The sequence below is a fragment of the Maribacter spongiicola genome (assembly GCF_004364165.1).
Taxonomy (GTDB): Bacteria; Bacteroidota; Bacteroidia; order Flavobacteriales; family Flavobacteriaceae; genus Maribacter; species Maribacter spongiicola.
The window spans coordinates 1,523,780-1,535,989 of the sequence record NZ_SOAY01000010.1 but is presented as its reverse complement, the minus strand read 5'-3'; the positions used below and the strand labels follow the sequence as shown (position 1 = coordinate 1,535,989).

General features: G+C 35.6%; 10 protein-coding genes. 6 read left to right on the top strand and 4 right to left on the bottom strand.

Going from position 1 to position 12,210, the window contains the following annotated elements:
• The first annotated feature begins 396 nt into the window (after positions 1-396).
• The 6 genes from CLV90_RS06965 (at position 397) to CLV90_RS06940 (ending at position 7,088) form a co-directional block, all read left to right on the top strand.
• Positions 397-1,227, top strand: a complete 831-nt coding sequence (locus CLV90_RS06965) for an SDR family oxidoreductase (protein ID WP_133686745.1) — start codon at positions 397-399, stop codon at positions 1,225-1,227.
• 18 nt (positions 1,228-1,245) lie between these two features.
• Positions 1,246-2,430 (top strand): mannonate dehydratase, encoded by a 1,185-nt coding sequence (gene uxuA / locus CLV90_RS06960; protein ID WP_133686744.1) that lies wholly within the window; start codon positions 1,246-1,248, stop codon positions 2,428-2,430.
• A gap of 17 nt (positions 2,431-2,447) precedes the next feature.
• Positions 2,448-3,287, top strand: coding sequence for a 5-dehydro-4-deoxy-D-glucuronate isomerase (gene kduI / locus CLV90_RS06955; RefSeq protein ID WP_133686743.1), 840 nt, complete (start codon positions 2,448-2,450; stop codon positions 3,285-3,287).
• A gap of 4 nt (positions 3,288-3,291) precedes the next feature.
• Entirely contained in the window at positions 3,292-4,086 is a 795-nt protein-coding gene (locus CLV90_RS06950) for a gluconate 5-dehydrogenase (RefSeq protein ID WP_133686742.1), read from the top strand.
• A gap of 13 nt (positions 4,087-4,099) precedes the next feature.
• Entirely contained in the window at positions 4,100-5,284 is a 1,185-nt protein-coding gene (locus CLV90_RS06945) for a DUF4861 family protein (RefSeq protein ID WP_133686741.1), read from the top strand.
• A 103-nt stretch (positions 5,285-5,387) separates the two neighbouring features.
• Positions 5,388-7,088 carry a GMC oxidoreductase gene (locus CLV90_RS06940; RefSeq protein ID WP_133686740.1) on the top strand — a complete coding sequence of 567 codons (1,701 nt, stop codon included), beginning with the start codon at positions 5,388-5,390 and terminating at the stop codon, positions 7,086-7,088.
• 67 nt (positions 7,089-7,155) lie between these two features.
• Here CLV90_RS06940 and CLV90_RS06935 read toward each other — a convergent pair whose 3' ends face one another.
• The 4 genes from CLV90_RS06935 to CLV90_RS06920 all read right to left on the bottom strand — a co-directional run bounded on the left by CLV90_RS06935 (position 7,156) and on the right by CLV90_RS06920 (position 12,209).
• Positions 7,156-8,130 carry a Gfo/Idh/MocA family protein gene (locus CLV90_RS06935; RefSeq protein ID WP_133686739.1) on the bottom strand — a complete coding sequence of 325 codons (975 nt, stop codon included), beginning with the start codon at positions 8,128-8,130 and terminating at the stop codon, positions 7,156-7,158.
• A 119-nt stretch (positions 8,131-8,249) separates the two neighbouring features.
• Positions 8,250-9,662 carry a purine-cytosine permease family protein gene (locus CLV90_RS06930; RefSeq protein ID WP_133686738.1) on the bottom strand — a complete coding sequence of 471 codons (1,413 nt, stop codon included), beginning with the start codon at positions 9,660-9,662 and terminating at the stop codon, positions 8,250-8,252.
• A 14-nt stretch (positions 9,663-9,676) separates the two neighbouring features.
• Positions 9,677-10,825: an alpha-hydroxy acid oxidase gene (locus CLV90_RS06925; protein WP_133686737.1), complete on the bottom strand. Its 1,149-nt coding sequence runs from the start codon at positions 10,823-10,825 to the stop codon at positions 9,677-9,679.
• Positions 10,826-10,835: 10 nt separating this feature from the next.
• The gene (locus tag CLV90_RS06920) at positions 10,836-12,209 is read right to left on the bottom strand and encodes an FGGY-family carbohydrate kinase (RefSeq protein WP_133686736.1); all 1,374 of its coding nucleotides are present in this window, start codon (positions 12,207-12,209) and stop codon (positions 10,836-10,838) included.
• Position 12,210: the final 1 nt, after the last annotated feature.

Below are 12,210 nucleotides of genomic sequence, written 5' to 3'. Positions count from 1 at the left end.
CTAATGATTTTAAAACTATAATTTTTAACTCACTTAAAAGACTATAAGAAAGTTTAAAAATCAGTTAAAACAATTCCTTAGCAAAAAACCATCTTGATATAACTATTCAAAAGAAAACAATAAATATTATCAAACTTCTTGAAATAAATTATACATAAAAATTAGACCTTTTGAAGTAAGACCACCTCTAATTACAGTTCTTAGACAAGATACTACAGGATGCATTTAAGAAAAGTATAAAGTACCCTTGTAACAATTAAAATGAACGAATTGACCCCTTAAAATGTACTATTGTTTAAGCTAGTCATTAGTTCTTTTAAATTAAAAATTTAAAATTTGAGAAAACGGTCAGCAGATACTCAAAACGCATTGACGAAAACAAAATAAGAGAATAGGATGATTAAAAAGGTAGTAGTATTAACAGGTGCCGGCGGTGTTCTTTGTAGCACTTTAGCAAAAGCTCTTTCAAAAGAAAATTATAAAATTGCTGTATTGGACCTTAGCAAAGATGCTGCACAAAAAGTAGCAGAAGAAATCAATAAAACAGGTGGCGAAGCTATAGGTGTAGTAGCCAACGTTCTTGATAAAGAATCATTGCAAAACGCAAAAAAAGAAGTGAACAACTCATTAGGCGCTTGTGATATTTTGATTAACGGAGCTGGTGGAAATCATCCATTAGGTACAACTAGTAAGTCTTATTTAGAAGAGGAAGATTTAAACAATACTACCGAAGGTTTTAAAACTTTCTTTAATCTAGAATCCTCGGGCATAGAGTTTACGTTCAATCTTAATTTTATTGGTACATTATTGCCTACACAGGTATTTGCCCAAGACATGATCGGCCGTAAAGGATGTAGCATACTTAACATATCATCTATGAACGCTTTTACACCTTTAACAAAAATACCTGCATATAGTGGCGCTAAGGCTGCAGTTTCTAATTTTACACAGTGGTTGGCAGTACATTTTTCTAAAGTAGGTATTCGCGTAAATGCATTAGCACCAGGCTTTTTTCTAACTGATCAAAATAGGTCGCTACTAACTCAATCTGATGGTTCTTTAACAGCTAGAGGCAATACTATTATCGAGCAAACACCTATGGGACGATTTGGAGAACCAGATGATTTGGTTGGAACCACATTATGGCTATGTGGGGACCACGCAGCCTTTGTTACTGGTATTGTTGTACCTATTGATGGTGGATTTAGCGCTTTTAGCGGAGTATAAAAAATAATAAATAAACCTATGTTAGAACAAACTTGGAGATGGTATGGGCCAAAAGACCCAGTTTCCCTTTCCGATATTAAACAGGCCGGGGCTACAGGCGTTGTTTCTGCACTGCACCACATACCTAATGGAGAGGTGTGGCTAGTTTCGGAAATACAAAAGAGAAAAGAAAGTATAGAAGCAGCCGGTCTTACTTGGTCCGTAGTCGAAAGTGTACCCATACATGAATCTATCAAAACTCAAGCAGATGGATACATGGACTATGTAGAAAATTACAAAGAAACCTTAACCAATTTAGGTTCATGTGGTATAGATATCGTGTGTTACAATTTCATGCCCGTATTAGATTGGACCCGAACAGACTTAGAGTTTAAAATGGAAGATGGCTCTACAGCCCTACGTTTTGAGGCAAAGGCTTTTGCTGCATTTGAACTTTTTTTACTTAAAAGACCAGGTGCAGAAAAGAGTTATTCAAAACAGGAAATATCTACAGCTAAAAGCTACTTTGATTCACTTAGCGATGATGATAAAGATAAACTGACCAAAAATATAATAGCCGGTCTTCCTGGTGCTGAGGAGGGTTATACTTTAGAAGAATTCAATAGTATTTTAGCAAATTACAATGACATTACGCCATTAGACCTAAAAAAGCATTTATATGAATTTTTAGGACATATTATTTCTACAGCAGAAAAAGCAAAGATTTTGATGTGTATTCATCCAGATGACCCGCCATATCCAATTCTTGGTTTACCAAGAATTGTAAGTACACAACAGGATATACTTGAATTGTATAGAGCAATTGACAGTCCTAATTGTGGTTTAACATTCTGCACAGGCTCTTTTGGCGTACTACCAGATAATGATTTACCAGAAATGGTTAGACGTCTTGCAGATAGAATTCATTTTATACATTTAAGAAGTACCCAGCGAGATAGCGAAGGTAATTTTCATGAAGCAAACCATCTTGAGGGTGATGTAGATATGTACGGGGTAATGAAGGCTTTAATTCAAGAACAAGAAAAAAGAAAACTGGCAGGCAGAAAAGATATAAGAATGCCAATGAGACCAGATCATGGTCATAAAATGCTAGATGACTTAACGAAAAAAACGAACCCAGGCTACTCTGGAATTGGTCGATTAAGGGGTTTAGCAGAATTACGTGGGCTTGAATTAGGAATAAGAAAATCAATACTAAACTAATATTTAAAAATAGAAAAATGTCAATATCATACGAAACTAGATATGCTTCTAATCCAGAAGCTGTAAAACAATACGACACTACTGAACTACGCGAAGAGTTTTTGATCAACAACTTAATGCGAGACGGTAAAATCAATCTTACCTATACACATTATGACAGATATATTGCCGGATCGGCCGTACCAGTTGAACCTTTAAAGTTAGAGGCCATAGACCCATTGAAATCCGAATATTTTCTTGATCGTAGAGAACTAGGTATCATAAATGTAGGCGGCTCAGGTACTGTAGAAGTAGATGGCACCATATATAATTTAAACCATAAAGATGCGCTTTACATTGGTATGGGAGCTAAAGAAATATCTTTTAAAAGTGATGACGTAAAAGATGTAGCAAAGTTTTATTTGAACTCCGCTCCAGCTCATACATCATATCCTACTAAGAAAGTAAGTCTTGCCGATGCTAACAAACTAGAACTTGGCTCTTTAGAAACAGCTAATCATAGAACGGTTAGCCAAATGATTATTGGCGGCGTAGTAAGAACTTGTCAACTACAAATGGGAATGACAGAGTTAAAAACCGGTAGTGTGTGGAATACCATGCCTGCTCACGTACATGACAGAAGAATGGAGGTTTATTTCTATTTAGATGTACCTGAAGGACAATCTGTATGTCATTTTATGGGACAACCACAAGAAACCCGTCATATATGGATGCAAAACCACGAAGCCGTTATTTCACCACCATGGTCAATTCACTGTGGTTCAGGTACATCTAACTATACATTTATTTGGGGTATGGCAGGTGAAAATTTAGATTACGGGGATATGGATGTAGCCAAAATAACTGACTTAAGATAAATATATGAGTATAGAACTTTTTAATCTAAAAGGAAAGATTGCTTTAGTAACCGGTAGTACCCATGGTCTTGGTATGGCCATGGCCAAAGGTTTAGGTAAAGCCGGGGCAACAATAATAGTCAACGGAAATTCATCTCAACAAAAAATTGATGATGCTGTAGCCCATTACAAAAATGAAGGCATTAATGCGGTTGGCTACAAATTTAACGTCGCAGATGAAACTCAAGTAATCAATGCCATAAATGCTATTCAAAACGAAGTTGGCCCAATTGATATATTGGTGAACAATGCAGGTATTATAAAGAGAACACCTTTAGAGGAAATGGAAGTAGCAGATTTTAAGCAGGTCATTGATATTGATTTGGTTAGTCCTTTCATAGTATCTAAACATGTGGTCAAAGACATGATTGCTAGAAAGCAAGGTAAGATCATAAATATTTGTTCTATGATGAGTGAGCTTGGTCGTAATACCGTTGGGGCATATGCTGCAGCAAAGGGCGGATTAAAAATGCTTACACAAAATATGGCGACCGAATGGGCTAAACACAATATTCAGACCAATGGTATCGGTCCAGGGTATTTTGCTACTTCACAAACTGCGCCTATAAGGGTAGATGGACACCCATTTAACGATTTTATCATTAACAGAACACCGGCTGCCAAATGGGGTGACCCAGATGATTTAGCAGGAGCTGCAATTTTTTTGGCTTCTAAAGCAAGTGATTTTGTTAATGGTCATGTAGTTTATGTTGATGGCGGAATTTTAGCCACTATTGGCAAACCAAGTAATGAAGATTAAAACCCAAAAAACTATGAGAAAATCCATCCTTTTATTCAGCTTCTCTTTTTTATTTCTTTTTTTTTCTTGCAATGAACAAGGCAAATCCTATCCTCAAATAATTATTGAAAATACTACCGAGGCAGATCGTTCTTTAGAAACTGTTTCTATTGATTTAGATGCATTTAAATTTGAGAATAAAGAACAAGAGATTGTAATTCGCGATTTTGATTCAAAAGAGGAATTAATATCGCAAGTTGTAGACAATGATGGTGATAAAAGGATGGATTATCTTTTGTTTCAACCCGAAATACCGGCAAAAAGCAAAAAAACATTTGAAGTTATCTTTAAAGAAAAGTCTAAAGAAACAGATAGTATCCCAATATGCTATTCAAGGTTTGTACCTGAAAGAACAGATGATTATGCATGGGAAAACAATAGGGTAGCTTTTAGAACTTATGGTCCGGTTGCTCAAAAGATGAAAGAAGATGGTGTAAAAGGGGGTACATTATCTAGCGGTATCGATGCATGGCTAAAAAGGGTCGATTACCCAATCATAAACAAATGGTACCATAAAGAGTTGAAGACAGATGGTAGTTATCATAAAGATGACGGTGAAGGTTTAGATAACTTTCATGTAGGTGTTAGCCGTGGTGTCGGTGGCATTGCAAAAAAGGTCGATTCCATTTATTATTTTTCCAAAAATTTTACAACTTGGAAAACCATTACAACTGGTCCAATTAGAACTAGCTTCATTTTAACTTATGAAAAATGGAACGCTGATGGGAGTATAATTTCAGAAGAAAAAAAGATTTCTTTAGACTATGGTAGCAATTTATCAAGATTTGAGATTTCTTTAAAAGGTACTGATACTATTTCTGCCGGACTTACACTTCATAATAAAGAAGGAGAAATTGCAGTAAACGAACAAAACGGTTGGGTAAGTTATTGGGAACCTCTTGATGATTCTGAAATAGGAACGGCAATTGTGGTACCTAATGATAATATGATAGGTTACGAGCACTATGTTACCAACAAAAAAGATGAGAGCAACCTCTTTTCTACTATTAAGGTAACTGATGGCAAAGTAATTTATTATGCAGGTTTTGGTTGGAAAAAAAGTAGCCAATTTAATTCGCAAGAAGAATGGAATGCCTATTTGAATACCTTTTCAAAACGACTTAAAAACCCATTAATAGTTACTGTCAAACAATTATAATCCATCATTATTAGTATTCAATTCCATTTTAAATTTACCGCATAGTACAGGATACTACCTTTATCTCAAAACAGTAATTTTAGAATGAACATAAGAATTTAAAATGTCAGAAAATACGATAAACGAAACTTTTGATGCTATAGTTGTAGGTACTGGTATTAGCGGAGGTTGGGCTGCAAAAGAGTTATGCGAAAAAGGCTTAAAAACCCTTGTTTTGGAACGTGGAAGAATGGTAAACCATGTTATAGACTATCCTCACATGCACCTAGACCCTTGGGATTTGCCGCATGCAGGAGAGATGACTGCCGAAACAAAAGCCAAATACCCAAAACAATCTCGTTGGAAAATCGATGAAACTACACGCCATTTTTTTAACGATGATTCAGAATATGATTATCAAGAAGCTAAACGTTTTGATTGGATAAGAGGTACTCAAGTTGGTGGGCGTTCATTAATATGGGGTAAACAAACTTACCGTTGGTCAGATTTAGATTTTGAAGCAAATGCCAAAGATGGCATTGGCGTAGATTGGCCCATTCGTTACAAAGACATAGAACCATGGTACGAATATGTAGAAAAACATGTAGGTATTAGTGGTGAAGCATTGGGTTTACCACATTTGCCTGATAGTATATTTTTAAAGCCAATGGAACTTAATTGTGTTGAAGAACACTTAAAAAATGGCATAGAAAAGAACTATAGCGATAGAGTATTGACAATAGGTCGAGTTGCTCATATTACCGAAGGTTCAAAACCAGGTGCAGGTAGAGGTACTTGTCAATATAGAAATAGATGCAAACGCGGGTGCCCTTACGGAGCTTATTTCAGCTCCAATTCATCGACCATACCAATGGCTGAGGCTACTGGAAATATGACACTTAGACCAGATTCTATAGTTACAGAGGTATTATACGACAAGGATAGAAAGAAAGCCACAGGGGTTAGAATCATCGATAGAAACACAAAAGAAGTTTTAGAATTTAAAGCAAAAGTTATTTTTTTATGTGCCTCATCTATGGCTTCAACAGCAATTTTAATGCAGTCCAAATCTGAAACGTTCCCTAACGGTATGGGTAACGCTAGTGGAGAATTAGGGCATAACATAATGGATCATCAATTAGGTGGTGGAGCTTCTGCTAAAATTGATGGTTATGATGACAAATATTATAAAGGCAGAAGACCTAATGGATTTTATATCCCTAGATTCAGAAATATTAACTCCAATTCTGAAAAAACAGATTTCATAAGAGGTTATGGCTATCAAGGTGGGGCAAGTCGTAATGATTACGGTACCGTAATACCTGAATATAATTATGGCGTAAAGTTTAAAGAAGCTATGCTAGAACCAGGTGGTTGGAGAATTAACCTTGGTGGTTTTGGCGAGGTACTGCCCTATCACGAAAACCATATGTGGCTTAATTATGATAAACTAGATCAGTATGGTCTGCCAACTATAGTTTTTGATGCAGAATTCAAAGAAAACGAAAAGTTGATGAAAGAAGATTGGATTATTCAAGCACAAGAAATGCTTGAAACTTCAGGGTTTAAGGATGTAAGAGCAAATAAACGAGATTCTTATATGGGCGGTGGTATTCATGAAATGGGTACTGCAAGAATGGGGCACGACCCAAAAACATCGATACTAAATAAACACAATCAGTTACATGAAGTAAAGAATGTATATGTTACCGATGGGGCATGTATGGCCTCGTCTGCAAACCAAAATCCATCATTAACTTATATGGCATTAACCGCCAGAGCAGCAAACCATGCTGTAGAGGAACTAAAAAAGCGAAATCTTTAAGCTTTAATTTTAGTTGTAAATATTTAAAATTTCTTGGGAAAAAGTCAGTAGATAATCGATAGCTTATTTACTGACGCCCACTTAATTTCTCCAACGCTTTCATAACTAGAATACCTTCTTCAACTGCGCAAGGATTTTCTTTATTTCCTAGAAAATAAGAAACCACCGAAGCAATCATAGGCTGTTGTATGTGTTTTGGATTATTAAACTTTAAAACATCTTCTTTGTCTTTGGTTCTAACAACGATACTATCTCCATAAAATGAAAAACTTATACTGCCCTGTGTACCATAAATAATACATTGTTCTTTGCTATAAAGTTCATTCCCAACAAAGTTCCAAATTCCGCGAAATTGCACTCCATTTTCAAACTCAATAATCCCGTTTACAGTATCTTCTACCATTTCAGAATTACTTGATGTCGACGATCCTGAAATGTTCTTAAAAGCCCCAAAATAGTGATACATTAAATCGATTTGATGTGGTGCTATATCATAAAACAATCCACCACCGGAAACTTGTGGGTTTAACCGCCAATTCTCTTCTGAATTCGCGATTAATTTAGATTTTTTAGGTTGTAGAATTTGAATGTCAGCAATCAGTATTTTGCCTATAGCATTGGCATCGATTAATTCTTTCACTTTACTAAAGGCAGGTAATTTTCTACGATAATGGGCAACACTTAACTTTCCTCGAGAACTTTTTACAGCCTCACCAATGGTCTCTGCTTCTTTAAAAGTTAATGCCATCGGTTTTTCTAGATAAACATTTTTATGCAATGAAAGCGCCTTTAATGCATATTCTAAATGCGTAGAGGGTGGTGTTGCAATGTAAATGGAATTAATATCGTCATTGTTCAATAAATCATCGGCGTTATCTGTCCAGTAGGGTACACTATGTCTATCAGCAAAATCTTTTGCCTTTGCACCATTACGCCGCATGACTCCAATCAGTTCTGAGTTTTCCGTTTTATTGAAAGCCGGACCACTTTTGACCTCAGCTACATTTCCGCATCCAATAATTCCCCACTTTATTAATTTCATTAGAAGTGTTTAAGTATTAAAATATACACTAGTTATAGGCATTATAATTTAGTTTAAACACCCTTAACCAATGTTATATAACTAATAAAACTATCATCGAATTAATTTCAATGATACCCTTACATTTTCTTTTGAAACTTTTTACTGAATATCAAGAACAAAACACCACATAATAACCACGCTGGTAATGTTACGAATGATAAAAAGACATCAAATTGAATTGATATGTAATAGAAAAGCCCAAAACTGATACCCCATGCCAGTAATACAGATTTATTGAATTTTTCACCTGCCAACTCTGCATAATTTTGAACGATGCCTGCTTGGTTGTGAAAGAAATGTTCAAATACAATTACAGCACCTACAGGAGCTAAAATAAAACCATATAATGCTACAAAATCAAGTAACTTCATAGCAAAAGCAGGAAAAAGACCTGCGATAGTTGCAATAGAACCTGCCAATATAGTTACCCAAAATGTTGATGTTTTTGGCATAATTGCCTGAAAAGCAAGACCTGCTCTATAAATGGTAGGGTTTGCGGTCGTCCAACCTGCCAATACCACTGCAATAATACCGAATACACCAATTGCGTTATATGCTAAAGGACCCGGAGCTACGTTGGGCGCCAAACCTTGACCCAATAATGCTTGAGCTTCTGGCGTTTGCACGTAAACGGCATATAACAATGCAGCTGCAATCCAAGCCATATAATGACCTACATACATACCTGCTGCGGTTGTCCACCCTGAACTTGCTTTTTTCGCAAAACGAAATACAGAAAGATCTGACATACCAATATGCATAGCACCATTAGCAAACCATGACCAAAAGAAAACATGCCAAAACGTATATTTAATTTGACCTGGAAAAGGTTCTCCACCCTCACCCCATATATTCCAAAAATCTTGAAAACTACCAACGCCTAATTGCTGCAATGCAACAATACCGCAGGCAACAAAGGCTAAAACTATAATTGGCGACATCCAATTAGCTGCTTTTGAAACTGTATCATAACCCTTAGATGCTATTAATGATATAACGGCACCAATAACTAATACTATAATAATCCAGGTAGGTCCATTTGGTAGTGTATCGGTAAGTTTAGGCATTTCCATATCAAAAGGAATACCCACTGCAGTAGCCGAAACGGTGATCATAGCACCCGCTAAAAAGCAGAATAAAATACCGTTTGCCAAATTATACCCAATGACCAATTTTTTACCACAAATTTTTTCCAATTGGTAGTATAAGGTCAAACGTCTTTTTACTGCAATTTCCGAAGTTAAAAATCGCCAACTTAATACTGCCATTAAATTACCTAGCAAAAGGCCAATAATCAAATCGAAAGCACTAACACCTGTGGTTAAAAATAATGGTCCAATTACAAATTCGGTACCTGCAGCATGTTCACCTGCATACATACCAAGAAAGCTTTTCCAACTTTTTAATTTCGATTGTGGAACCGGTTCTCTTTCAAATTCACCGCCAGCTATTTCTTCAACTATATCTTCTTCATGATGGTTTTGGCTCATAATTTTGGTTGTTTTTATTTAATAAGGTGATTTGGTAAATCTTCAACTCGCTCACAGCAAAGTTGGTCCATTACTTGTTTAAATTGAGTCTTCAACATACCTATAGTATGATCACCGCCTTTATTACCTAAAGCGCCAGTACCATATACGAATGAACGACCCATAAAAGTAAATTTTGCTCCGCTGGCCATAGCCCTAGCAATATCTGGACCTGAACGTAAGCCACTATCCATCATCACCTCAATTTGATCACTGTATTTTGCAGCAATTTCCTGTAAAGAATTAATGGTTGATTGCGCTGCATCTAATTGTCTTCCTCCGTGGTTAGAAACGATAATTCCATCAAATCCCATTCGTATGGCATCTTGGGTATCTTGTTCAGAGGCGACACCTTTCAAGACCAATTTTCCTTTCCATCTGTCTCTTATAGGTTTTATTTTCTCTTCATTTAATCTACCAGAAAAAGTTTTGTCCATAAAGGCTCCTAATTGCTTTAGGTTAAGTCCTTCAGGAGTATACGGTTTTAACGTTTCAAAAGTAGGCTGCCCATATTTTAGCGTATTATACGCCCAAGTTGGTTTACCTAAAATCTGCATGATGTTCGTTGCTGTCATTTTAGGCGGCAGTGCCAATCCATTTCTAAAATCTCTAGGTCTATAACCAAAAGTAGGTACATCGCAAAGTAATACTAAAACAGGGCAACCTGCAGCTTCTGCCCTATCAATAATACTATCTCTAATAGCATCATCTACCGGATTATATAATTGAAACCAAGCATTACCTTCTGTAAGTTCGCTAGCCTTTTCAATATCCATAGTGGTTACGGTACTAAGTATAAAAGGTATATTATGCTTGTGTGCCGCCTTTGCTAAAATAGCTGGGGTATTTGGCCACATTAGACCTTGTAAACCCACAGGTGCTATACCAAAAGGAGCATCGAACTCCATACCCATAACCTTGGTTTTAATCGAACTTGTTCCATAATTCCTTAAATACCGGGGTTGAAGTTGAACCTCGCGTATTTCTGACGTATTTCTAGAAATACTTATATCTTCATTACAGCCGCCATCTAAATATTCGAAAGCAAATCTCGGAATTCTCCTCATTGCTTTATTTCTTAAATCGTCTACAGATGGATAATCTGAATTGAATTCATTTGCCATATAGTTCTACTTATTTAATAATAAAGGGCACGTGTTTTTTTAATGCGTAGTTCTTTTTCAAAAATTTTGAATTAAGCTCCGTATCTGAAATAGCGATTGCAGCACCCAATGCCGATCCTAGAGAAGAATCTGTAGTTCGTAATTCCATATTTCTCAAGTAATGAGACACCAATTTTATATATACATCATTATCGCTAAAACCACCATCTATATATAACTTTTCTATAACATCATCACCAGTAGCTGTCTTTATACTTTCAACTTGCAGCAGAACTAATTCTATCATCAATTGATGATATGCATGCTCGAACTTATCAAAATTAAATTTGGTTTGAGAAGGCATGTTCTTATCTGAAATACCATCCCATTTAAAGCAATAATTAAAGTCTTTAATTAGTGCAAAGAAGGTATCATAACTAAATTCAACTGATTTATGAAAATCTTTAGGTACGTTGAACTTCTCGCTTAACTTTTTTACTTGCAAACTATACTCATTACCTAAAAATAAACGACTTGCTTTTGCAGGCTTACCATTAATTCTCATATAATTAATACAATCTTTTTCTATATCTTTTTCTGTTAGGTGCTTTTGTGAGAAAGGATTCAAAGCTATACTCCAAGTACCGGTAGACACTAAAATAAACTTCTTTTTAATACTTCTTACATAGGGTAATAAAGCTGCAGAACTATCATGTATACCTACGCCTATTTTAATGCGTTTACCGTTATAGTTCATATTTATACTTGTCTCGGTAGAAACAATTGGAGGAAGTATTCGATGAATACCTTCTTTATACACCCAAGAGTGATAATCTTTTTGTGCATAATTCCACAAGCCTGTATGGCAACCAATACTTGTATATTCGCTTAAAGGTATACCCGTAAAAATGTAACTTAAGTACTGTGGAAGATGCAATGAAAAGGCAATCTTATCATAAATTTCAGGCTTTGTATGTTTTATCCAATATAACTGCATTCCAGAATTTAACATACCTGAATCAGATGAGCCTGTTACTTTTACAAATTCGTTTTTAGGACCATACTTTTTATAAAAATCATTCAAAACCTTTGCATCCATTGGTTTTGTATAATTATACAATGGTGTCAGTACTTTACCATTTTCATCGAGATGTACAAAACTGGCACCGTATGTAGAAAAGTTTATAGCCGTTATATTATGCTCTTTTGCATTTAGTATTCTATCAAAAACCTCTTTTAACCAAGCTTGTAGCGAATGTAAATCTTCGGTTGGATGACCGTCTTCATCTACAATAGAATCAAAACGGGTATATTCTCGATAAATCTCTTGATAATCTTCATCGAACAGAAAAAATTTCTTATTCGTCTTACCTATATCAAATACTGCGGTTACATTCGTTTTCATA

Excerpts from the sequence above, each read along its gene's own strand:
- CLV90_RS06945 (WP_133686741.1), top strand. The coding sequence starts at position 4,100 with ATGAGAAAATCCATCCTTTTATTCAGCTTCTCTTTTTTATTTCTTTTT.
- CLV90_RS06935 (WP_133686739.1), bottom strand. The coding sequence starts at position 8,130 with ATGAAATTAATAAAGTGGGGAATTATTGGATGCGGAAATGTAGCTGAG.
- CLV90_RS06950 (WP_133686742.1), top strand. The coding sequence starts at position 3,292 with ATGAGTATAGAACTTTTTAATCTAAAAGGAAAGATTGCTTTAGTAACC.
- CLV90_RS06940 (WP_133686740.1), top strand. The coding sequence starts at position 5,388 with ATGTCAGAAAATACGATAAACGAAACTTTTGATGCTATAGTTGTAGGT.
- kduI (WP_133686743.1), top strand. The coding sequence starts at position 2,448 with ATGTCAATATCATACGAAACTAGATATGCTTCTAATCCAGAAGCTGTA.
- CLV90_RS06965 (WP_133686745.1), top strand. The coding sequence starts at position 397 with ATGATTAAAAAGGTAGTAGTATTAACAGGTGCCGGCGGTGTTCTTTGT.
- CLV90_RS06930 (WP_133686738.1), bottom strand. The coding sequence starts at position 9,662 with ATGAGCCAAAACCATCATGAAGAAGATATAGTTGAAGAAATAGCTGGC.
- uxuA (WP_133686744.1), top strand. The coding sequence starts at position 1,246 with ATGTTAGAACAAACTTGGAGATGGTATGGGCCAAAAGACCCAGTTTCC.
- CLV90_RS06925 (WP_133686737.1), bottom strand. The coding sequence starts at position 10,825 with ATGGCAAATGAATTCAATTCAGATTATCCATCTGTAGACGATTTAAGA.
- CLV90_RS06920 (WP_133686736.1), bottom strand. The coding sequence starts at position 12,209 with ATGAAAACGAATGTAACCGCAGTATTTGATATAGGTAAGACGAATAAG.